Origin of the sequence: Lentzea sp. NPDC058450, assembly GCF_042721395.1 — a bacterium.
GTDB lineage: Bacteria > Actinomycetota > Actinomycetes > Mycobacteriales > Pseudonocardiaceae > Lentzea.
Window position 1 is genome coordinate 116,481 of sequence record NZ_JBHXLO010000003.1, and the last position, 21,596, is coordinate 138,076.

Here is a 21,596-nt window from a genome sequence, read left to right on the forward strand (position 1 = left end):
CCGAACCTCGGGCACTGAGACAGCGATCTGGACTGGGCCAGCACCGAGGGGGTCAGCGGGCGCAGCGCAGGCCCGCGTCCCCCGCGTAGCAGCCCGGCCCCAGCCGGGTGGCGTTCACGAACAGAAGTACGCACTCGTCGCTCGCGAACCCCGCGATCAGCGCACGCCGACGGGCCATCTCCAGCGCCTCGCGCACCGCATCCTCCGGCGTGTGCTCGTACGACCAGCCGGTGAAGGCCTGTGCCTCGGTCACGTCCGGCGGGTTGGTCACCACCTTCGCCATCTGCCGCTCCCCCTCGGTCATTCATCTCAGCTAACGTCAACGACCGTAAGTTGCACGGGCGAGCCGTGTCAATCCAAGATGAATGCGCTGCCAAGATGCGTTCATCTGAGCACACGGAAGGCGATGATGGCCGAGACACAGACGCTCGCCGACCGCATCGACCGCCTGTTCCAGGTGGTGCGCCGGCCCAACGGGGAGCCGCACAGCCACGAGGAGGTGGCCAGGGCGTGCCGGGAGAGCACTGGGGAGACGTTTTCCGCGGCTTATCTCTGGCAGTTGCGGACCGGGCGGCGGGACAACCCGACCAAGCGTCATCTTGAGGCGTTGGCCGGGTTCTTCCAGGTGCCTGCGGCCTACTTCTTCGACGATGAACGAGGGAGGATCATCGCGGAGGAGCTGGAGTTGCTGGGGGCGTTGCGCAACAGCGCGGTGCGGGATCTGGCGTTGCGGGCGGTGACGTTGTCGGAGGAGGGGCTCGGGACGGTGGCCGACATCGTGGAGGCCATCGGACGGCGAGAGGCGCGGCGCGGCAAGGGGGAGTGAGCTGGTGCTGGGCAGGAGATCGGCGCTGTGGCGACGATGCGAGCGGATCGCGTCCACTGTGGACTTACCCGATCCGTTCGACGTGAAGATGGTGTTCGCGCGGATCGCCGAGCAACGGGGGCGGCCGATCGAGCTGATTCCGTTGCGCACCAGGCCCGGCGCGCCGTGCGGGGTGCTGGCGGCGACCGACAGGGCGGACTACGTGTTCTACACGCGGGACACGTCGCCGTTGCACCAGCAGCACATCCTGTTGCACGAGCTCGGGCACCTGTTGTGCGGGCACGCGGAGGGGCACGCGCTGTCGGACCAGGTGGCGGCGATGCTGACGCCCAACCTGCCGGTCGAGCTGGTGCGGCGGGTGCTCGGCCGCACGACGTACCTGTGGGAGCACGAACAGGAGGCCGAGCTGGTGGCTTCGCTGATCGTGCGACGGCTCGGCAAGGGCACCGACCCGCTGCGGTCGGCGTTCGGGTCGTGATCAGCCTCGTCACCGCCGCGCTGCTCGCCGGGATCGGGCTCGCGCAGCTCACGACGACGCGCGGGCCGCGTCATCTGGTGACGTTCTTCTTCAGCATGGCTTTGAGCCTCACGATCTCGGCCGAACCGACCGTGCGAGTGCTGGGCGTCGAGTACGCGCTGGCGTGCCGGCTCGTCACGAACATGCTGCAGATGCTCGCCGTGCACTCGTTGATGAAACTCGCGCGCAGCACCAGGGAGCCGGAGCCGCGCACGCCGTGGTGGCCGCTCGCGGTGTGCTGGGCGGTGATGGCGGTGTCCTGTGTGGACTTCGCCCAGATCTACGGCACCCAAAGCATCATGGAGATCCAGCGGCGGCCCAGCGTGCTGGCCTACCAGGTGGCGTTGACCGGATATCCGGTCGGCTGCCTCGTCGTGTTCGCGGTGTCGCTGTCGCGGGACGCGGCCCGGCGGAGGCGCGGCACGTTCCGGGCCGGGCTGCACGTGATCGTGGCGGCCGCGGTGGCGACGATCGGGTGGGGCCTGTTCTCCGGGCTGCCGTCGGTCACGTTCGCGCTGACCGGGTTCGGCGTGGCCGAGTTCCTGCCGGTGTCGCGGAACATCGGGCTCGTCGCGATGACGTTGTGGGTCGCCGGGGCGCTGCTGACCGCGTGGGACGGGGCGGTGCGACTCGTCAGGACGTGGCTCGGCATCCGCGCGGTGACGCCGTTGTGGAGGGCGCTGGTGGCCGCGCAGCCGCAGATCGCCCTGCCCGCGCGGCACGACCTGGAGTTCACGCTCTACCGGCGGGTGATCGAGATCCGCGACGGCCTGCTGGCGTTGCGCGCCCACGTGCCACCGCACCTGCCGGACTGGCTGCGCTCCCCCGTCGACGGCCCGACCCGCGCCGCCGCCGAGCTCGCCGCGGCGCTGGTCATGCGCGACGCCGGACGGAGCTGGGAGCAGCGACCGTCCCGGCAGGCGGGCGAGGCGCCCAGCGTGGAGGCCGAGGCCGCCTGGCTGGGCGCCGTGTCGTCGGCGTTCACCCGCTCCCCCGTCGTGCGGGCGGTGCGACGGCGGGCGCGGCTCGACTCGTGATGTGGTCCGCGGTGCGCAGGGCGAGCGCGGCCATCGTGATCGACGGGTTGGACGTGCCGAGCGACGGCATGCTGCCGCAGCCCACCGCGTAGAGGTTCGGGTGGTCCCAGCAGCGTTGCCACTGGTCGACGACGGAGTCGTGCGGAGAGGTGCCCATGACGTGCGTGCCGCCGCTGTGGCCCGCGCCCCAGTAGCGCAAAGGCTCGCCGTTGTGCTCGAAGTAGCGCTCGTCGTCTGGTTTGTAGGACGTGTAGTCGTCGGCTTTCAACAGCTCGAAGATGCCGTCCGAAGCGTGTTTCGCCGCACTCAGACCATCTTTGACGTAGTCCGACAGTCTGTAGTGGACGGACGGGCGCGGATTGCCCAGTGAGTCCACGGCATCGGACAGCGTGACGCGGTTGTGCGGGTCGGCCTCCTGCTCGATCTCGAACTGCAACGTGAACTGACGGCTGACGCGGTCGGCCACCGCCTGCCGGAGCGCCTTGCCCCGCAGGCCCGCCGCCACGAACTCGGCCGTGTCGGAGTCCGGGCTGCCCGCGGACCAGCCCCAGCCCCAGTTGCCGATCTCGATCCGGAACGGCGCTCGCCTGGCACGCTCGGGGCCGCCGCGGAACGCCTCGATGCCCGTGGTGGAACCCGGACCGCGGAACGGGCCGATCGCCTGGGGCATCAACGCCCAGGTGAGCAGGGCGGGGTGGTCCATGAGGTTGCGCCCGACCTGGTCACTGCTGTTCGCGAGGCCGGACATGAGCAGCAGCTTGGCGTTCTCGATGGCATGCGCCGCCAGGATCACCACGTCGGCTTCCGCCGTGTGCTCGGTGTGCCTGGGCGAGGTGTCGTCCTCGTAGCGCTGGTAGCTGACCTTGGTGACGCGGCCGAACTCGTCGGCGTGCACGCGGTTCACGACGCAGCGGGTGCGCAACTCGACCGCGGCGGACCACTGGCGCTGCGTCCGGTGCGGCGTGTACTTGGCGTTCTCGGGGCAGATCGGCACGCAGCTCGCGAAGCCGGTGCACCGGTGGCCCTGTGGCTCGTAGCCCGCTGTCGGGATGCCGTTGCGGGCCTGCGGGGTGCCGATGACCTGGAGCTCGCGCCCGTCGACCAGCGAACCGTCCACAACGGACGCGATCGCGTGGTCGAGGAACGTCCTCGGCAGGGCGTGCATGGGATAGCGGTAGCCGTCCGGGATCGGCAGGTGCTGGCGTTGCTCGTCCGCGTCGGCCGCGATGCCGATCTGCCACTCCGCGGCGCGGTAGTGCGGTTCGAGGTCGGCGTAGGTGATCGGCCAGCTGCGGCCGCGGCCCAGGTCGGCGGTGTGGAAGTCGTCCGGCCGCATGCGGGGCGTGATGCCGGTCCAGGCGGTGCCGGTGCCGCCGTTGATCCGCAGGTAGGGGCTGCAGTAGTCGAACGGGCCGGTGTTGATCAGGTAGTCGCTCGACGGCGCGGCCGCGGTGGTGCGGTAGGGCTTGAGCGGGGTCTTGGCGATGGCGGTGCGGAACCTGCTCACCGCGTCGTCGTTGACCTCGGCGCCCGCCTCCAGGACGAGCACCCGGAAGCCGTTGTCTCCCAGAACTTTCGCGATGAGGGAGCCGGCGAACCCCGCGCCGACGACGATCGCCCTCATCGCCGGCCGTTCCTGGGTCTCTGCTCCCAGCTGCCGAAGCCCGGCGGAGTCGTGCCCGGTGGAGCCACGCCCACGGCCTTCCACGCCAGACCCTCGGCGTAGGCGCGCTCGTCCGGGATCATCCCGCGCCAGACCCCGGTGTACCAGAGCTGGATGATCTCCTCGTCGGGCGCGCCGTCGGCCAGCGCGCGGTACGGCTCGACCAGTCCGGTCGACCTCAGCTCCTCCGCCGAGAACCCGGTCAGCTCGGCGGACAACTCCACGAAGGCGTCCATCGCGCCATCCTCTGGCGGAGGAACCGCCTGCACCAAACGATGTGGGCAAGGCTCACCCGCGTGGCGCAACCTCCAGCTCACCCAGCGCGGACCAGTCGTCCTGGTCGACGCTCTGGCTGATGATGCGCGGGGTCTCGGCCAGGTACTGCGGGAGCTCGGCCTGCGCGGCCTTGAAGTGGGCCGAGTTGACGTGGGCGCCCCCGGCGTCGCCGTCACGGAAGGCCTCCACCAGGACGTACTCGTTCGCGTCGTCCAGGCTGCGGGACCAGTCGAACCAGAGGCAGCCGGGTTCCGACCGGGTCGCCTCGGTGAACGCGCGGCTGATCTCGGGCCACGCCTCGGCGTGCTCGGGCAGGACGCGGAACTTGGCGGTGATGAAGATCAAGGCAGCCTCCTCGCTGGTTCTGCCCCGACCCTAGTCCGGTTGCGGGGTCAACGACCGGGCGAGGGCCGCCCCGACACCGGCACCCGCCCGGGTTGCTCCCCCTGCGAGGTCGGCCGACCTGCGCGATCATCGCCTCCGTGCCCGAGATGATCGACACCCGCAGGCGGAACCTGGTCGTTGCGGCCGTCCTGCTCGCCATGCTGCTGGCCGCCCTCGACCAGACCATCGTGTCCACCGCGCTGCCCACGATGGTGGCCGATCTCGGCGGTGGCGCGCACCTGTCGTGGGTGGTGACGTCGTACCTGCTCGCCGAGACGATCATGACCGTGCTGATCGGCAAGTTCGGCGACCTGTACGGGCGCAAGAAGATGTTCGTCATCAGCGTGGTGCTGTTCCTGGTGGGGTCGTTCTTCGCCGGCTGGTCCGAGTCGATGGGGACGCTCATCGCGTTCCGGGCCGTGCAGGGGCTCGGGGCGGGCGGCCTGATGGTGACGTCGACCGCGATCATCGCCGACGTCGTGCCGCTCAAGGAACGCGGGAAGTTCCAGGGGCTGGCCGGAGCGGTGTTCGGCGTCGCGACCGTGGCCGGGCCGCTGCTGGGCGGGTTGTTCGTCGACCACCTGAGCTGGCGGTGGGCGTTCTACGTGAACATCCCGCTCGGCATCGCGGTGGTGCTGGTGGCGCTGGCGGCGTTGCCGACGATCAGGACCGAGGGCAGCCCGAAGATCGACTACGCCGGCATCGCGCTGATCGCGCTGGCGGCCACCGGGTTGACGCTCGTCACGAGCTGGGGCGGCACCGAGTACGCGTGGACCTCGCCGACGATCCTGTGGATGGCGGCCGGGTCGGTGGTGCTGCTCGTGGCGTTCGTGCTGGTCGAGCAACGGGCCGCGGAGCCGATGCTCCCGATGAGGTTGTTCCGCAGCCGGGTGTTCACGGTGTCGGGGATCCTGAGCTTCGTGGTCGGGTTCGCGATGCTCGGCGGCATCACCTACCTGCCGATCTACCTGCAGTACGTACGCGGCGAGTCGGCCACGGCGTCCGGGTTGTGGATGCTGCCGTTGATCGCCGGGTTGATGACCACGGCGTTGCTCACGGGCAACACGATCAGCCGGACCGGGCAGTACCGGCTGTTCCCGATCATCGGGTCCGTCGTGCTCACGGCCGGGTTGTTCCTGCTGTCCCTTTTGGACGCCAGCACGAGCTACTGGGAGATGGGCGCGTTCATGGTCGTGCTCGGCGCGGGCATCGGCCTGGTGATGCAGGTGCCGGTGATCGTCGTGCAGAGCACCACGAACTACAGCGACCTCGGCGTGGCCACGTCCGGCATCAGCTTCCTGCGGACGATGGGCAGCTCGTTCGGCGTGGCGATCTTCGGCACGATCTACGCCAACCAGCTGCCGAAACACCTGGTGATACCGCAGGGAGTCGACCCGAGGGCCATCGCGAGCCCCGCCGCGGTGCACGCGCTGCCGGACGCGGTCAGGGCGCCGATCGTCGCCGGGTACGCGGAGACGGTGCAGATGATGTTCCTCATCGCCGCGCCGATCGGGCTGGTGGCGTTGCTGGTGGCGTTCTTCCTGCCGCAGGTGCAGCTGCGCGACACGTCCAGGGCGGCCGCCGCCGGCAACAGCGGCGTCGGCGAGAGCTTCGCGGCGCCGCCGTCGAACTCCTACGACGAGCTGCGCACGCTCGTGTCGAACGTCGTCGCGAAGTCCGGCGGGGATCCCGGGCCCGAGGTGCTGCGGCGGTCCGGGCTGGAGCTGCCGCTGGAACAGGCGTGGCTGCTGGGACGCGTGTACAAGGCGTCGACGGACGACGGCGTGGCCACGCTCGACGAGATCGCCGAGATGACGAAGGTGCCCGGCGGCATCTTCGAACCGACGGCGCAGGCGCTGGTGCGGTCCGGGCTGCTCGCGTTCACCGACGACGGCTACCGGTTCACCGACCAGGGCGCCGCGGTGTTCGAGCAGCTCGTGCGGGCGTGGCGGCGCTGGCTGATCGACCAGTTGGAGGACTGGCACGAGCCGGACCACCGCGACTTCGCCCGCGCGCTCGACACGTTCACCGACGAGCTGATCGAGAGCGGACGGCAGCTCAGCCGCGTCTAGATGCGCCCGAGCAGGGCCGTGGCCTCCGCGTCGCGGCCCTGCTCCCGGTACAGCTCCAGCGCCCTGTCCCACTGCTCGCGCGCCTGCCCGGTGTCCCCCGCCGCCGCGTGCGCGTCACCGAGGTGTTCCAGCACGGTGGCGAGCTCGGCCGAGTTGTCCAGCTCCCGGTACAGCGCGACGGCCTCGCGGTAGTGCGCGACGGCGTCGGCGTGGCGGCCGTCGTGGTGGGCGATGTGCGCGAGACTGTCCAAAGTGGCCGCCGATCCCTCGGCGTGCCCGAGTCTGCGGTTGAGTGCAATGGCCTCCTCGCAGAACGTGCGGGCCTCCGCGTACCGGCCGAGGCAGGCGAGGCGCCAGCCGACCTCGTTCAGGGACTCGGCCTCGCGGATCTCCTTGCCCGCCGCGCGGAACTTCGCCAGGCCCGCGAGCGAGTGCTCCAACGCCTTCTCCAGGTCGCCCTCGAACTCGGCCGCCCACGCGATGGCCCGGTGCGCGCCGCCGTGCGCCTCGTGGTCGTCGGTCTCCTCGAACAACTCCAGGCTGCGACCGAAGTGGCGGTGCCCGAGCGGGGACTGGCCCATCTCGACGTAGTTGGCGCCCAGGCACATGTGGGCGGTGCCCTGCTTGAGCGAGTCGCCGAGCGCCTCCGCGGCGGCCAGCGCCACGAGCCACGCCTCGGTGTCGTCGTGGGTGCGGCCGCGGCGGAGGTGGTAGTTGTTGAGTGCCCGGCCGATCAGCCAGGCCACGTCGAACTTCTTGCGCTCCAACGCGTGCCGTTGCTCGGTGAGGAGGCAGGCGTGTTCGGCGTCGAACCACGCCATCACCGCCGCGTTGCTGTCGAACGCGAGCGAGTGGCCGCTTTCGTGCTCCGGCAACACCTTGTGCGGTTCCAGTGTGAGCGCGGCGGCCCGGGTGGTGGCGGCGTAGAAGTCGGCGAGGCGGGTGCCGGGGTCGGCGGGGAGGTCGCCCGCGTACAGGCCGACCAGGTCGTGCATGCGATAACGGCCGGGCACGTGCTGCTGCACGAGGTGCGCGTTCTCCAGTTCCCGCAACAACATCCGGGCGCGTGAGGCCGGGCGGTCCAGCAGGGCCGAGGCGGCCGGGAGGCTCACGTCGGCGGTCCGCACGGTGCCGAGCAGGCCGAACGCCCGCGCCGCCTCGCCGGACAGCGCCGCCACGGACCACGAGAACACCGCGCGCAGGTTGGTGCCGATCTCGCCCGCGTCGAGCGCGTCCAGCGGCTGGTCGCGCAGCTCCTCGGCGAACGCGGCCAGCGGGAAGTCCGGTTCCATCGCGGCGCGGGCGGCGACGATCGACAACGCCAGCGGGAGGCCGCCGCACCAGGTCACCAGGTCGGTGACGACGCCGGGTTCGGCCGCCACGCGCTCGGCGCCGAGCCTCGCGACGAGGAACTCGTGGGCGTCGGCCGGGTGCAGGACGTCCAGCGACACCGAGCGGGCCCCGTGCGCGGCGACCAGGCCAGCCAGCTTGAGCCGGCTCGTGACCAGCACCGTCGCGTCCGGGCCCGGCAGCAGCGGCACGACCTGCTCGGTCGACCTCGCGTTGTCCAGCACGACGAGCAGGCGCCTGCCCGCGACGACGCTGCGGTACCGCGCGGCCCGCGCGTCGAGCCCGGCCGGGATCGTCTCCTCCCCCAGCGCCTCCAGGAACTCGCGCAGCACCGTCTCCGGTGGCGTGGGCGCGGCGGACGGGTCGAAGCCGCGCAGGTTCACGTACAGCTGGCCGTCGGGGAACTCGCCGAGGTGCCGGTGGGCCCAGTGCAGCGCCAGCGCGGTCTTGCCGATGCCGCCGGACCCGCCGATCGCCGTGATCAGGACGGTCCCGGACGTGCCGAGCGCGGCCAGTTCGCCGGTGCGGCCGGTGAACCACGGGTGCGGCGCGGGCAGCTGACGCGGACCTGTCGCTTCCGCGCTGCCCACCAGGATCCGCTGGTGCACGTCCTGCAACGGCCTGCTCGGGTCGACGCCGAGCTCGTCGGCGAGACGGCGGCGCACGATCTCGTAGTGCCGCAACGCCTCCGCGTCGTTGCCCGCGCGGTGCAGGGCCAGCATCAGTTGCGCGGCAAGGCGTTCGTCGTGCGGGAGTTCGTCTGTACGGTGCCGCAACGACGGCAGCAGCTCGGCGTGCCGGTGCTGCGCCAGCGCCACGTCGTTGCGGTCGAGCTCGGCGGCGACGCGTTCGGCGTGCAGGCTCTCGCGTTGCGCGTCGAACCACTCGGAGTCCAGCCCGTCGAGCGCCTCGCCTCGCCACAACCCGAGCGCGGAATCGAATTCGCGGTCGCGCACCAATGCGCGGAAGCGGAACAAATCCACCCGTGATGGATCTACTTCGAGGCGATATCCGGCGGGTGAGCGTTCGATGTCCAGTTCGAGCACCTTGCGGAGTTTGGACACGTAGCCGTAGAGCGTCTCGCGCGCCCGCAGCGGGGCCCGTTCGCCCCAGACCCGGTCGAGCAGGCGGTCCACCGGAACCGGCCGTCCCTCCTCCAACAGCAGCGCTACCAGCACAGACCGTTGCCGGACGTGGCCGAACTCGACCACCTCGCCCCGGTTGCGCACCTCGACGGCGCCGAGCAGCCCGAACTCCAAGATCACCCCTCAGCCAGTGGATTCAAGGTTCATCCTAGGTTCGTCCTTGATCAAAAGGGCAACGTCGCCGGTGCGGGCCGGACGGCTCGCTGGGACATCTCCCGGAAAAGATCGAGGGGTATTTTCGTGAAGTCTCGCAATCTCGTCCTGGCCGCCGCGGGTCTGGGGCTCGCGCTCATCGGCATCGCGCCGGTGACGGCCGGTGCGGAGACCTCCGGCGACGTGTCCGCGCAGGTGACCCGCAAGTCGGCCGCCTGCACCTCGCCCAGTGGCCAGAAGATCAACATCTCCTGGGGCGACGGCAGCGTCTCCACGACGGTCTACTACAACAACCACTGCAACCAGGCTCGCGCGATCGAGCTGGAGTTCGTGCGCGAGAGCGGTGAGCGCTTCAACAAGTGCTTCGTCGCGCCCGCCAAGACCAAGAGCAGCAAGAAGATCGACAACGGCAGCCCGAACAAGGTGTCGATCCTGAGCCGCTCCACCTGCCCGTGATCGGGTGCTAGCCGGATGACCTGGAGGGCCCCGCGAACAATCCGTTCCGGCAGCCCAGCCAACCGGGGCCCTCCACCATCGGCGCAGCGAAAGATCACCCGAGCGGACCAGGGCGAACCCGTTCCTCCACATGCGACCCTGAAGTCGTGAGCACCACGCGAATCGGGTCGTTCAACGTGGAGAACATGTTCGAGCGCCCCAAAGTGATGGGCCGCAACGCCACCAAGCACGCGGCTCCGATCCTGGCCGCCCACGCCCGCTTCAACGAACTCATCGCCACCGAGACCTACACGCCGGAAGTCAAGGAAGAGCTCAAGGAACACCTGACGACACTGGAGTTGCTCAGGAGTGACCGGAGCAAGTACGCGATCCTGCGGCGCATCCGGGGCCGGTTCCTCGCGCGCCACCGCACCGGCGAAACCTCAGTCGTGGCACGCGGTCGCGAGTCCTGGGTCGGCTGGGTGGAGCTCACCACCGAACCCATCAGCGAGCTCGCCACCCGCCACACCGCGCAGGTGATGCGCGACGTCGGCGCGGACGTCCTCGGCGTCGTCGAGGCCGAGTCGCGCGAACTGCTGCACATGTTCTCCAGCAGCATGCTCAAGCACGTCGGCTGGACCCCGTACGACGAAGTCCACCTGATCGACGGCAACGACGAGCGCGGCATCAACGTCGGATTGCTGACGAGAGAAGAACATCAGGTCATCACGATCCGGACGCACGTGTACGCGCGGGACAGCTCGGGCGTCATCTTCTCCCGCGACTGCGCCGAGTACCACGTCCGCACGCCCGCCGGCCCCGAGGTCGTCGTGCTCGTGAACCACCTGAAGTCCAAGGGCTACGGCTCCCCCGGCGACCCGATCGGCGCCCGCCGCCGCTTCCGCCAGGCCGTCCGGATCGCCCGCATCGTCAACCGGCTGCGCGACGAGGGCCACGAGTACGTCGCCGTCGTCGGCGACCTCAACGACACCGCGGACAGCGAGTGCCTGCGGCCGTTGTTCCAGCGCACCGGCCTGCGCGACATCAGCGAACACCCGAACTTCGACTGGAACCACCGCCTCGGCACGTACCGGGGCGTGGGCGAGAAGGGCAAGATCGACTACGTCCTGCTCACGCCCGAGTTGTTCGCCAAGGCCACCGGCGGCGGCGTGTTCCGCAAGGGCGTGTGGCGCGGCCCGCGGACCAAGAACCGTTGGGACGTCTACGAGACCATGACCGACGAGGTGCACGCGGCGAGCGACCACGCCGCCATCTACGCCGACATCGACTGGACCGCCTAGATCAGCTCGACCGTCACCTCGACGGTGTCGCCCGGACCCACGTCGTTCTTCTTGCGCACGGCGGCTTTGACGGGCAGCACGTAACAGCCCGACTGCTTGTCCGGGAACACCGAGGTCGACCACGTGCTCGCCCCGAGCCCGGCGCGGACCTTCACCGCGCCGAAGCCGGGGCCGGGCGCGGCGACGTCGCGGATCTGGTCGGAGACGTCCTCGGGCAGCGTCACGAACGTCCAGGTCTCGGTGCGGCGCGCGTCCCAGATCCACAGTTCCGCGTCGAAGACGAACATCGCCCCATTGTTCACAGCGGCGCGCTGATCCGGAACTCGGCGAGGTCCCGCCCCACCTCTTCCAGGTGGCCGGCGACATCGGCGAGCGGGATCTCACAGGCGGGCGCGTCCGCACGTTCGGCGTCCTGCGACAACCACGCCACGCCCTCGCGGAACTCCAGGCCGGGTTCGGGGCTGTGCCCGAGCCAGGGGCGTTCGCCGTCGCCCACCCACCGCCACTGACGCCAGTCCTCGAGCCCCGCGCAGCAGCCGGGCTCCACCTGAACTCCCGTCGCGGTGTCCCTCACGCGCAACCCGCCCGCCATGATCAGGCACTCCTGCTCCACCAGCCCGGCGTACGGCTGCGGGGCGTCCTCGTCGCGGTTGTACTCGTCGATGGCCGCGAGCGCCGCGTCGAACGCCTCGCGCGACATCCGGCCGGACAGCTCTCTGTGTGACTCCCGGTCACCTCGACCACGGGACGGAACTCGATCACTCCCCCATTATGGTGACGAAGGCCACCGACCATTTCGGTCGGTAAACCTACCGATCTGGTCGGTAAACGCCGTAAAGTCGGCCGCATGCCACGACACCCCAGGACCGGGGTCGACGAGAAGATCCTCGACGCCGCCGCCGCGCTCTTCGCGCGGCACGGCTTCGAGCAGACCTCGTTGAAGTCCCTCGCGGATGCCGTCGGCCTGTCCAAGGCCGGCCTGCTGCACCACTTCCCGAGCAAGGAAGCTCTCTTCGAAGCGGCGTGGGAACAGAGCCACATCTACACCCGGCACGTCCTGGAGCTGGTCAAAGACATGCCCGCAGGCCCGCAGAGGGACCGCAGGGCGTTGGAGTTGCTGGCTGACTACGCGCTCGACCGGCCGGGCATGGTCGCCCTGCTGTTCCGGACGATGACGGCGCCGGGCGAGGACCCGCAGCAGGCGCAGGACGAGCTGCTCCTCAACGAGATGTTCGTCATCGACCCCACCCAGGAACTCCCCCGCGCGATCCGGATCGTCGGCGCGCTCAGTGCCATGGCCGTGCTCACCCTCCTGGCCAACCAGGAGGGTGACAAGACGACGTGGCGCCCCTTGATCCTCGCTACCTGTTACGACGCACTCGGGCACCAGGAGGCCTGACCATCATGGCGAAACTGCTCTACAAACTGGGAATGGGCACCCACCGGCGCCGCCTTCCGGTCGTCCTGATCTGGCTGCTCGTGCTGATCGGCTCCGGCGTCGGCGCGTTCACGCTCGGCGGTGAGACGTCCAACTCGATGTCGATCCCCGGCCAGGAGTCCACGACCGCCCTGGAGCGCATCCAGGAGACGTTCGGCTCGGGTGAGACCGCGACGGCCAAGGTCGTCGTGCAGGCGCCGGACGGCCAGAAGCTGCCGCAGCACGTCAAGGCGATCACCGACCTGGTGGCCGACGAGGCGGCGCTCAAGGGCGTCACGTCCGCGACGAACCCGCTGGACCCGGCCGCGCCGAGCGTCAACAGGGACGTCAACGTCGGCTACAGCACCGTCACGTTCGACGTGAAGCCCGGTGAGGTCACCGACGAGCAGCGCGCCGAGCTGACCAAGGCCGTCGACAAGGCGCGCGCGGCGGGGCTGACCGTCGAGGTCACCGGCACCGCGATGCAGGAGACGCCGCACGTCGGCGGCCCGACCGAGGCCATCGGTGTGGTGCTCGCGCTGGTCGTGCTGGCGCTGACCTACGGCTCGCTCGTGACCGCCGGCATGAACCTGCTCAGCGCCGGTATCGGCGTCGGCATCGGCACGCTCGGCATCACCATCGCGACCGGGTTCATGGACCTGCAGTCGACCACGCCGATCCTCGCGTCGATGCTGGGTCTCGCGGTCGGCATCGACTACGCGTTGTTCATCATCAACCGCTACCGCCAGGAACTGCGCCGAGGCTCGGACGTCGGCCACGCCGTCGCGACCGCCGTGGGCACCGCCGGGTCCGCCGTCGTCACCGCCGGTCTGACCGTCGTCATCGCGCTGGTGGGCCTCGCGATCGCGGGCATCCCGTTCCTCACGCAGATGGGCGTCTCGGCCGCCGCCACGATCGTCGTCGCGGTCCTGATCGCGATCACGCTAGTGCCCGCGGTGCTGAGCCTGCTCGGCCGCCGCGTGCTGACCCGCAAGGAGCGCTCCGCCACCGTCGAGAACCCGGTGGAGCCGAAGGACCGCGGTGTCATCCGCGGCTGGGCCGGTGCGATCACCCGCAACCGCGTCGTCGCGCTGCTGCTCTCGGTCGTCGCGCTCGGCATCGTCGCGATCCCGGTGGCGTCCATGGACACCACGCTGATCCAGAAGCCGCCGGCCGGCTCCACCCAGGAACGTGCCGACCAGATCCTCGCGAAGGGCTTCGGCGACGGCTTCAACGGCCCGATCATCGTCCTGTTCGAGGGCGACGGCGCCGCCGCGACGGCCACCAAGGCGTCCGAGCCGATCACGAAGCTGTCCGACGTCGCCCTGGTGACGCCGGCCCAGCCGAGCCAGGACGGCAAGTCCGCGCTCGTCACCGTGATCCCGAAGTCCGGCCCGGACACAGTGGAGACCGAGAAGCTCGTCGCCGACCTGCGCGCCGAACTGTCCGGTGTGGAGGGTGGCAAGGCGTACGTCACCGGCGCCACCGCGGTCAGCGTCGACGTGGCCACGTCGCTCGACAAGGCCCTGCCGATCTACCTCGCGGTCGTCGTCGGCCTCGCGCTCGTGCTGCTGATCCTGGTGTTCCGCTCGCTGCTGGTGCCGCTGGTCGGCGTCCTCGGCTTCCTGCTGACGATCGGCGCGTCGCTCGGCGCCACCGTCGCGGTGTTCCAGTGGGGCTGGCTCGCGTCCGCGGTCAACCTCGACGGCACCGGCCCGTTGATCAGCCTCACGCCGATCCTGGTGATCGGCATCCTGTTCGGCCTCGCCATGGACTACCAGATCTTCCTGGTGTCCCGGATGCACGAGGCGCACCACCGCGGCGCCAAGCCGATCGAGGCCATCACCACGGGCTTCCGCCAGGCGGCCCCGGTCGTCGTGGCCGCGGCACTGATCATGTTCTCGGTGTTCGCGGGCTTCGTCCCGGCGGGCGAGCCGACCGTGAAGTCGATCGCGTTCGCCTTGGCCGTCGGCATCTTCGTGGACGCATTCGTGGTCCGCATGGTGCTGGTGCCCGCGGCGCTCGCCCTGCTCGGTGAGCGGGCCTGGTGGCTGCCGAAGTTCCTGCGCTGGCTGCCGGAGCTCGACGTCGAGGGCACCGCGCTCGACGAGCTGGAGACGAAGAAGGACAAGGAGCCGGTCACCGTCGGCTAACCCGTACGACGACGAAGGGGCCGGTCCACCTCGTGGGCCGGCCCCTTCGCTGTCTGCTGATCACGCACCCAGCGCGCGACCGTGCGCGGTGAGGGTTCCGCCGGTCCGCCGAGACGCGCCACGACCACGAGCTCCGCGCCGTCCTCGACGGCGATCGCCCACCCCAGGCCCTCGGTCCACAGCAGAGCGACGTCACCGGAGTGGTCGGGCAAGGAGCCGTCGACCGCGACGTAAACCCGCAACGGCTTGACGTCCTCGACGCACGAGGACTCCCCGCTCAACCCGAGCTCTCTCGTGACTCTCAGTGCGTAGTCCAGTGCCGCCGACATGTCGCCCTCCATCCAAAAGGGGTAGCCACGCCGACTGCTTGACGCAGAGCGTGGCTACCCCGGTGGGCGGAACGCAAACTCAGTCCGAAACCTTGGCCTCGTTCTTCACGTACGTGCCGTGCAGCTCGACCGGCTTGGCGTTGCGCCGGGCGCGCATGCGCAGGTTCAGGAACTCCACGAACACCGAGAACGCGATCGGCCCGTACACGTACCCCTTCGGGATGTGCTGGTCGAAGCCCTCGGCGATCAGGCTGCCACCGATCAGCAGCAGGAACGACAGCGCGAGCATCTTGACCGTCGGGTGACGGTTCACGAACTCCGAGATCGCCTTGGCGGAGAACAGCATCACGACCATGGCGACCACGACGGCCGCGACCATGATGCTCAGCTCGTCGACCATGCCGACGGCGGTGATCACCGAGTCGAGCGAGAACACGATGTCCAGCACCAGGATCTGCGCGATCACCCCGGCGAACGAGACGACCTTGCGCTCCTTCGAGTGGTCGGCGCCTTCAAGCTGCTCGTGGATCTCGAAAGTGGCCTTGCCGAGCAGGAAGAGCCCGCCCAGCAACAGGATCAGGTCGCGCCCGGATATCTCCTGGCCCCACACCGTGAACAACGGTGCGGTCAGCCCGATCACCCACGCCAGCGACGCGAGCAGGATCAGGCGGGTGACCAGCGCCAGCGAGAGGCCCACGACCTGGGCCCGGCGCCGCTGTTCCTCCGGCAGGCGCCCGGCCAGGATCGAGATGAAGATGACGTTGTCGATGCCCAGAACGATTTCGAGCAGCAGCAGCGTCGCGAAGGCGACCCACAGTTCCGGGCTCGTCATCCACTCCATCAACGGGTCCTTTCAGGTCGTGGGCTCGGAAAGGCCTACTCGCCCTCGAAGTCGCCGGAGTCCTCGAACATGTCGTCCATCATCTCGCCGACGACCATGCCGCCGACGACACCGGCGGCGCCGGCCGCGATGACCGTGCCCATGCCGGGACCGCTGCGGTGGTGGCCGCCGTGGTGGCCGTGCTGGTCGTAGCCGTGCTGCTGGCCGTAACCGTGCTGCTGGCCGTAGCCGGGCTGGCCGCCGAACGCGGGGTTGTGCCCGCCGAACGCCGGGTTCGCGTGGCCGCGCTGCGCCACCTGCGCGAGCCAGCCGTTGATCGCCGACGCCCAGTCGGTGCCCTGCGCTTCCTGGTGCGAGGCGCGGAAGTGACCGAACGAGTCACCGCCGGACGAGAACATGCCGCCGCGCTTGTCGGCCTCGAGGATCACGAACAGCTCGTGCGGCGAAGCCACGAACGTGAGCTCGACCTGGCTGACCGCGCCAGCGAACTGGCCGGGCGGGAAGAACTCGATCTCCTGGTAGAAACCCAGCTCCTGCGGCACGCCGTGCAGCCGGCCCGCCTCGACGTCCGCGCTGCGGAACTGGAAGCCGAGCTGCCCGAACGCGTTGAGCACCGCGTCCTGCGACGGCAGCGGGTGCACCAGGATCGGGTCGAGGTCGCCCTTGTCCGGCGCGCCCGCGATCACGAGCTCGGTACGCACGCCCACGGTCATGCCGGGCAGCTGGCCGCCGCCGACCGCCGTGATCGGGGTCTCCCACGGGATCGGCAGCTGGAACGGGATCGACACGGGCTGGCCCGCCGCGACCCGCACGCCCTGCGCCACGACGACCCGCAGGAACTCGGACACGCCGCCGTACTCGTGGTCGCCGTGCTCGACCTCGACGCGGGTGACGAGCGACAGCACGACCTGGCCGATCTCGGCGTCCGCGCTGCCGCCCTGGATGCGCACCTGCCCGGTGACGACCTGACCGGGCGTGGCGTGCGGCGAGTCCAGGACGGTGTCGACAGACGGGCCGCCGACGCCGAACGCGCTGAGCATCCGCTTGAACATGTGCGTTTCCTCTCTAGGAAACTCCGGTCAGCGGGCGCTGACCGGACTGGTGTCGGTTTCGTCCTCGAAGTCGCCGATCAGCTCTTCGAGGAGGTCTTCAAGTGCCGCGATACCAATGGTTTCGTCGTCCTCGACCAGCGCGAGCTGCGCGCGGGCGTCGCGCATCGCGGTCACGGCCTGGGCCACCGGCATCGCCGCCGGGAGCGTCAGCACCGGGCCCATCAGCTCGCGGGCCGGCGGGTCCTCGCCGCGGGCCGTGGCCCGCATGGCCTCGCGGATGTGCACGAGACCCACGTAGCCGTCCCGGCCCACGACCGGGAACCGCGACCGTCCACACTGGAGGCTGCGCTGCTCGACCTCCCGGGCGGTGACGGTCTCGGTGACCGTCGACGTCTCCGCGATCGGCACCATGACCTCCCGCACGGTGGTGCGCTGGACCTGGAGCATCCGCGTCAGCAGCCGTTGCTCGGCCTCGGGGATGAGGCCGTGCTCGGCGGACTGGCGCAGCAGCATCCGCAGGTCGTCCGGCCGGTGCGCCTGCGCCAGCTCGTCCTGCGGCTCGACCTTCAGCAGCCGCAGCAGGGCGTTCGACACCGCGTTCAGTCCACTGAGGAGCCAGCGGACCGAGCGGGCGAACGCGCGGAACGGCAGCGCGAGGATCAACGCGGACTTCTCCGGGTGCGCGATGGCCCACGACTTGGGCGCCATCTCGCCGACGACCATGTGCAGGAACACCACCAGCACGAGGCTGATCGCGAACGCGATGCCGTAGGCGAACGCCTCCGGCAGGCCGGTCCACGCGAGGGCCGGTTCCAGCAGGTCCGCGACGGCCGGTTTGGCCAGCGCGCCCAGACCCAGCGTGCACAGCGTGATGCCGAGCTGTGCGCCCGCGAGCATCAGCGACAGCTCGCGGACACCGGCCACGGCGGCCCGCGCCGCCCGGGACGTCTCGGCGGCCTGCTCCAGCCGGTGCCGCTTCGCCGCGATCAACGCGAACTCGGCGGCCACGAAGAAGCCGTTCAACGCCAGCAACAACACAGAGATCGCGATGCTCATCGGGACAACACCACCGTGTCGGGGACGTTGCGCGCGACGGTGGTGACCACCAGGCGCACGCCGTTCATCTCGATCTCGTCACCGGCCTCGGCCACCCGTCCGAGCTGGTGCAGCACCAGGCCGGACACCGTGTCGTAGGCGTCGTCGGCGGGCAGCTCCACACCGGTGGCGTCCTCGACCTCGTCGAGCCGCATCCGGCCGGGCACGCGCCAGTCGTCGCCGACCTTCTCGATCATGGCGGGCAGGTGGTCGTCCTCGTCGTGGATCTCGCCGACGAGCTCCTCGGCCAGGTCCTCCAGCGAGATCACGCCGGCGAACCCGCCGAACTCGTCGACCACGCAGGCGAGCTGGCGGCGTTCGGTGCGCAGCCGTTCGAGCACGGCGGGCAGCGGCAGCGTCGCCGGGACGACGAGCGCCTGCGACGCGATCTTCTCGATCGCGGTCGTGGACCGCTGCTCGGGCTCCAGGGTCAGCACCTCCGCGAGCCCCACGACGCCGCGCAGGTCGTCGAGGTCGTCGCCGACCACGGGGAACCGCGAGTTCCCGGTGTCCAGCAACGAGACCACGCGCGAGGCGGGATCGTCGAACCGCACGGTGTGGACGTTCACGCGGGGCGTCATCGCCTGTTCCGCGACGAGCCCGCGGAACCCGATGCCGTGCTCCAGCAGCCGGGTCAGCTCGGGGTCCAGGTGGCCCTGCTCCCCCGCGTCCTCCACGATCTGGCGGAAGTCCTCCGGCGTCGCGCCCTGCGGCAGCTCCTCGACGGGCTCGATGCCGATCGCGCGCAGCAGCCGGTTCGCCGCAGCGTCGAACAACCGGATCACCGGACCGGCGATCTTGAGGTACACCAGGGTCGACCCGCTCAGCGCGAGCGCGAGCTGTTCCGGCCGCGCGATCGCGAGGTTCTTCGGCAGCAGCTCACCGAGCACCATCTGCACGAACGTCGCGAACGCCAGCGCGATCACCATGGAGCCGGGGATGCCGAGGCCCGCGCCGAGCAGCGGCTCGGCCACGTAACCCACGAGCAGCGCCGTCACCGTGATGCCGAACTGGGCACCGGACAGCATGAACGAGAGCTTCTGCGTCACGCGATAGGCGCGTTCGGCGGCCTTCGAGCCGCCCTCGGCCATCTGCTGCAAACGGCCGCGATCGACCGCCATGTACGCGAACTCCTGGGCAACGAAGTACCCGGTGGCCACCGTCAGCACCACGATGGCGAGCAAGCCGGATGCGATCAACAAGGCGCACCCGGCCCAGTACTGCAGCCGTCTACATCGGCTTCTTCAGGCATGTTTCCAACAGTAGCACGTAGCACTGTATGGTTTGCAGGGACGGGAGGTGATCGGAGTGTCCGAAGCGCTGCTGAAGATCGGCGAGCTCGCCGCACGGGCGGGCGTGAGCATCCGCACCGTCGACTACTACACGACCCTCGGCCTGATCAGCCCCGCCCAGCGCACCGCCTCGAACTACCGCCTCTACCGCGCGGACGACGTGGAGCGCATCCACCTCGTACAACGCCTGGAGGTCCACGGTCTTCCCCTGGAGGACATCGCGCGCGCGTTCGCCGCGGGTCCCGCCGACACGGCGGCCGTGCTGGGGCAGATCGACATGGACCTGCGCACGTTGCAGGAGTGCGCCGACGCGGCCTCGCCGGAGATGCACGGGTTGCTGTCGGTGATCGCCAACCGGGTGCACTCGCTGATCACCATCGCGCTGCAACTGCCGCCCGACCTGCCGATGTAGTTAGGGTCAGGGTGTCGAAGGAGGCACCCCGTGGGACTTCGCAGCGCGCAGTGGTACGCCGGTGACGACCGCAACGCCTACATCCACCGCGCCTGGATGCGCCGCGGCGTCCCTTCGGACGGGTTCACCAGACCGCAGATCGCCATCGCCAACACCGCCTCCGACCTCACGCCGTGCAACGCGCACCTGAACGAGGTGGCGCAGTCGGTGTCGAACGGCGTGTACGAGGCCGGTGGCATCCCGCTCAACCTGCCCGTGGTGTCGCTGGGCGAGACCAACGTCCGCCCCACCGCGATGCTGTGGCGCAACATGGCCGCGATGGCCGCCGAGGAGATGGTGCGCGCCAACCCCGTGGACGGCGTCGTGCTGCTCGGCGGCTGCGACAAGACGATTCCGGCGTTGCTGATGGCGGCCGCGTCCGTCGACATCCCCGCCGTGGTGGTGCCGGGCGGGCCGATGCTCACCGGCACGTTCCGCGGCACTCCCCTGGGCTGCGGCACGGACGTGTGGCGGCTCTCGGAGGAGGTGCGCGCGGGCACGTTGTCGCAGGAGGCCTTCACGCGCTCCGAGTCGGCGATGATCCGCAGCCGCGGGCACTGCAACACCATGGGCACGGCGTCGACGATGGCGTTGGTGGCGGAGGCGCTCGGCACGGTCGTGCCCGGCGTGGCAGGGACGCCGGCGGCGGACAGCAGGTTGCTGGAGGCCTCGCACGGCACCGGCAGGCTTATCGTCGAACTGATCGAGAAGGACCGCCGGCCCAGCACGTTCCTCACGAAGGCGAGCTTCCACAACGCGATCGTGGCGCTGGCGGCGATCGGCGGGTCGACCAACGCCGTGGTGCACCTGCTCGCCATCGCCGGACGCCTCGGCGTCGACCTGACCCTGGACGACTTCGACCGCATCGGGTCGGGCGTGCCGCTGCTGGTGGACCTCCAGCCGGCCGGGCGGTTCCTGATGGAGGACTTCCACCGCGCGGGCGGGCTCCTGGCGGTGCTCAGAGAAGTGCGCGACCTGCTCGACCCGGACGGCGTCACGGTCACCGGACGGCCGCTCGTCGAGCACCTGGACGACGCGCCGATCTGGGACCCCGAGGTGATCCGCGCACGCACCGAGCCGATCATCGCCGAAGGCGGGATCGCGGTGCTGCGCGGCAACTTGGCGCCATCGGGAGCGTTGATCAAACCGGCGGCGGCGTCCGCGCACCTGCTGCAGCACCGGGGCAGGGCCGTGGTGTTCGACAGCATCGAGGACTTCCACGCCCGCGTCGACGACCCCGATCTCGACGTGGACGCCGACTCCGTGCTGGTGCTGCGCGGATGCGGGCCGCGCGGCTACCCGGGCATGCCGGAGGTGTCGAACATGCCGTTGCCGAAGAAGCTGCTGGAGCAGGGGGTGCGCGACATGGTCCGCGTCTGCGACGGCCGGATGAGCGGCACCGCGTACGGCACGGTGGTGCTGCACGTGGCACCGGAGGCGGCGGCGGGCGGGCCGCTCGGGCTCGTCCGGACCGGTGACGTGATCGTGCTCGACGTGGCGAACCGGCGGATCGACGTCGAGGCGCCGGACTTCCTCGACCGCTCCCCCAGTCCGGCGATGGCCGCCGCGTTCGCGGCACCGAAGCGCGGCTGGGAACGGCTCTACGTCGACCACGTGCTGGGCGCCGACACCGGAGCCGACCTGGACTTCCTGATCGGCTCCAGCGGCAGCGAGGTCACGCGCGAATCGCACTAGTGCGAATGGCCGTGCTCCTCAAGATGTCCCGCGTCGTGCGTGTGCGAGTGCGAGTGCGTTGATCCGCCGTGCGTGTGGGTGTGTTCGTGCTCCACGTGGTCATGCGCGTGTT

General features: G+C 70.1%; 22 protein-coding genes. 10 read left to right on the forward strand and 12 right to left on the reverse strand.

The window, feature by feature from the left end:
• Positions 1–52: 52 nt before the first annotated feature.
• Positions 53–304, reverse strand: coding sequence for a hypothetical protein (locus ACFWNN_RS06840; RefSeq protein ID WP_382438916.1), 252 nt, complete (start codon positions 302–304; stop codon positions 53–55).
• 102 nt (positions 305–406) lie between these two features.
• On the opposite strand from ACFWNN_RS06840, the gene ACFWNN_RS06845 reads away from it, so the two are divergent.
• From ACFWNN_RS06845 to ACFWNN_RS06855, 3 genes are read left to right on the forward strand one after another with little or no spacing between them, the layout of a single operon-like run.
• Positions 407–826, forward strand: a complete 420-nt coding sequence (locus ACFWNN_RS06845) for an XRE family transcriptional regulator (RefSeq protein WP_382438917.1) — start codon at positions 407–409, stop codon at positions 824–826.
• Between the two features lie 4 nt (positions 827–830).
• On the forward strand, positions 831–1,304 hold the full coding sequence (locus ACFWNN_RS06850) for a hypothetical protein (RefSeq protein ID WP_382438918.1): 474 nt from the start codon (positions 831–833) through the stop codon (positions 1,302–1,304).
• The gene (locus ACFWNN_RS06855; protein ID WP_382438919.1) at positions 1,301–2,380 is read left to right on the forward strand and encodes an MAB_1171c family putative transporter; all 1,080 of its coding nucleotides are present in this window, start codon (positions 1,301–1,303) and stop codon (positions 2,378–2,380) included. The genes ACFWNN_RS06850 and ACFWNN_RS06855 overlap by 4 nt, the downstream gene beginning before the upstream one ends.
• Here ACFWNN_RS06855 and ACFWNN_RS06860 read toward each other — a convergent pair.
• The 3 genes from ACFWNN_RS06860 to ACFWNN_RS06870 are packed head-to-tail and all read right to left on the reverse strand — an operon-like array spanning position 2,325 to position 4,664.
• On the reverse strand, positions 2,325–4,004 hold the full coding sequence (locus ACFWNN_RS06860) for a GMC family oxidoreductase (RefSeq protein WP_382438920.1): 1,680 nt from the start codon (positions 4,002–4,004) through the stop codon (positions 2,325–2,327). The genes ACFWNN_RS06855 and ACFWNN_RS06860 overlap by 56 nt on opposite strands.
• The gene (locus tag ACFWNN_RS06865; RefSeq protein WP_382438921.1) at positions 4,001–4,279 is read right to left on the reverse strand and encodes a hypothetical protein; all 279 of its coding nucleotides are present in this window, start codon (positions 4,277–4,279) and stop codon (positions 4,001–4,003) included. Before ACFWNN_RS06865 ends, ACFWNN_RS06860 begins: the two co-directional genes overlap by 4 nt.
• 52 nt (positions 4,280–4,331) lie before the next feature.
• Positions 4,332–4,664, reverse strand: a complete 333-nt coding sequence (locus ACFWNN_RS06870) for a putative quinol monooxygenase (protein WP_382438922.1) — start codon at positions 4,662–4,664, stop codon at positions 4,332–4,334.
• A 146-nt stretch (positions 4,665–4,810) separates the two neighbouring features.
• Between ACFWNN_RS06870 and ACFWNN_RS06875 the strand changes: the two genes are divergently transcribed.
• Positions 4,811–6,775 carry a DHA2 family efflux MFS transporter permease subunit gene (locus ACFWNN_RS06875; protein WP_382439168.1) on the forward strand — a complete coding sequence of 655 codons (1,965 nt, stop codon included), beginning with the start codon at positions 4,811–4,813 and terminating at the stop codon, positions 6,773–6,775.
• On the opposite strand, the gene ACFWNN_RS06880 is transcribed toward ACFWNN_RS06875, so the two are convergent.
• Entirely contained in the window at positions 6,772–9,384 is a 2,613-nt protein-coding gene (locus tag ACFWNN_RS06880) for a BTAD domain-containing putative transcriptional regulator (protein ID WP_382438923.1), read from the reverse strand. The two genes, ACFWNN_RS06875 and ACFWNN_RS06880, sit on opposite strands and share 4 nt — an antisense overlap.
• A 126-nt stretch (positions 9,385–9,510) precedes the next feature.
• On the opposite strand from ACFWNN_RS06880, the gene ACFWNN_RS06885 reads away from it, so the two are divergent.
• Both ACFWNN_RS06885 and ACFWNN_RS06890 read left to right on the forward strand, forming a co-directional pair.
• The gene (locus ACFWNN_RS06885; protein ID WP_382438924.1) at positions 9,511–9,879 is read left to right on the forward strand and encodes a hypothetical protein; all 369 of its coding nucleotides are present in this window, start codon (positions 9,511–9,513) and stop codon (positions 9,877–9,879) included.
• Positions 9,880–10,025: 146 nt separating this feature from the next.
• On the forward strand, positions 10,026–11,159 hold the full coding sequence (locus tag ACFWNN_RS06890) for an endonuclease/exonuclease/phosphatase family protein (RefSeq protein ID WP_382438925.1): 1,134 nt from the start codon (positions 10,026–10,028) through the stop codon (positions 11,157–11,159).
• Here the strand turns inward: ACFWNN_RS06890 and ACFWNN_RS06895 are convergent.
• Together ACFWNN_RS06895 and ACFWNN_RS06900 are read right to left on the reverse strand one after the other, a co-directional pair.
• A complete protein-coding gene (locus ACFWNN_RS06895; protein WP_382438926.1) occupies positions 11,156–11,446 on the reverse strand; it encodes a DUF1905 domain-containing protein in 291 nt (96 codons plus the stop codon). The two genes, ACFWNN_RS06890 and ACFWNN_RS06895, sit on opposite strands and share 4 nt — an antisense overlap.
• An 11-nt stretch (positions 11,447–11,457) precedes the next feature.
• Positions 11,458–11,859, reverse strand: a complete 402-nt coding sequence (locus tag ACFWNN_RS06900) for a hypothetical protein (protein ID WP_382438927.1) — start codon at positions 11,857–11,859, stop codon at positions 11,458–11,460.
• 147 nt (positions 11,860–12,006) lie between these two features.
• On the opposite strand from ACFWNN_RS06900, the gene ACFWNN_RS06905 reads away from it, so the two are divergent.
• The gene (locus ACFWNN_RS06905; protein WP_382438928.1) at positions 12,007–12,558 is read left to right on the forward strand and encodes a TetR/AcrR family transcriptional regulator; all 552 of its coding nucleotides are present in this window, start codon (positions 12,007–12,009) and stop codon (positions 12,556–12,558) included.
• Between the two features lie 5 nt (positions 12,559–12,563).
• Complete coding sequence (locus ACFWNN_RS06910) at positions 12,564–14,729, forward strand: MMPL family transporter (protein WP_382438929.1); 2,166 nt, start codon at positions 12,564–12,566, stop codon at positions 14,727–14,729.
• Here the strand turns inward: ACFWNN_RS06910 and ACFWNN_RS06915 are convergent.
• The 5 genes from ACFWNN_RS06915 to ACFWNN_RS06935 all read right to left on the reverse strand — a co-directional run bounded on the left by ACFWNN_RS06915 (position 14,726) and on the right by ACFWNN_RS06935 (position 19,245).
• Positions 14,726–15,058 (reverse strand): DUF6292 family protein, encoded by a 333-nt coding sequence (locus tag ACFWNN_RS06915; protein ID WP_382438930.1) that lies wholly within the window; start codon positions 15,056–15,058, stop codon positions 14,726–14,728. The genes ACFWNN_RS06910 and ACFWNN_RS06915 overlap by 4 nt on opposite strands.
• A gap of 79 nt (positions 15,059–15,137) precedes the next feature.
• On the reverse strand, positions 15,138–15,899 hold the full coding sequence (locus ACFWNN_RS06920) for a TerC family protein (RefSeq protein WP_382438931.1): 762 nt from the start codon (positions 15,897–15,899) through the stop codon (positions 15,138–15,140).
• Positions 15,900–15,934: 35 nt separating this feature from the next.
• On the reverse strand, positions 15,935–16,951 hold the full coding sequence (locus ACFWNN_RS06925) for a sporulation protein (RefSeq protein WP_382438932.1): 1,017 nt from the start codon (positions 16,949–16,951) through the stop codon (positions 15,935–15,937).
• 27 nt (positions 16,952–16,978) lie between these two features.
• Positions 16,979–18,007, reverse strand: coding sequence for a hemolysin family protein (locus ACFWNN_RS06930; protein ID WP_382438933.1), 1,029 nt, complete (start codon positions 18,005–18,007; stop codon positions 16,979–16,981).
• Positions 18,004–19,245 carry a hemolysin family protein gene (locus tag ACFWNN_RS06935; RefSeq protein ID WP_382438934.1) on the reverse strand — a complete coding sequence of 414 codons (1,242 nt, stop codon included), beginning with the start codon at positions 19,243–19,245 and terminating at the stop codon, positions 18,004–18,006. The genes ACFWNN_RS06930 and ACFWNN_RS06935 overlap by 4 nt, the downstream gene beginning before the upstream one ends.
• A gap of 109 nt (positions 19,246–19,354) precedes the next feature.
• Here ACFWNN_RS06935 and ACFWNN_RS06940 point away from each other — a divergent pair, with 109 nt between their 5' ends.
• Both ACFWNN_RS06940 and ACFWNN_RS06945 read left to right on the forward strand, forming a co-directional pair.
• Positions 19,355–19,750 (forward strand): MerR family transcriptional regulator, encoded by a 396-nt coding sequence (locus ACFWNN_RS06940; protein WP_382438935.1) that lies wholly within the window; start codon positions 19,355–19,357, stop codon positions 19,748–19,750.
• Positions 19,751–19,780: 30 nt separating this feature from the next.
• Positions 19,781–21,484: a dihydroxy-acid dehydratase gene (locus tag ACFWNN_RS06945; protein WP_382438936.1), complete on the forward strand. Its 1,704-nt coding sequence runs from the start codon at positions 19,781–19,783 to the stop codon at positions 21,482–21,484.
• Positions 21,485–21,596: the final 112 nt, after the last annotated feature.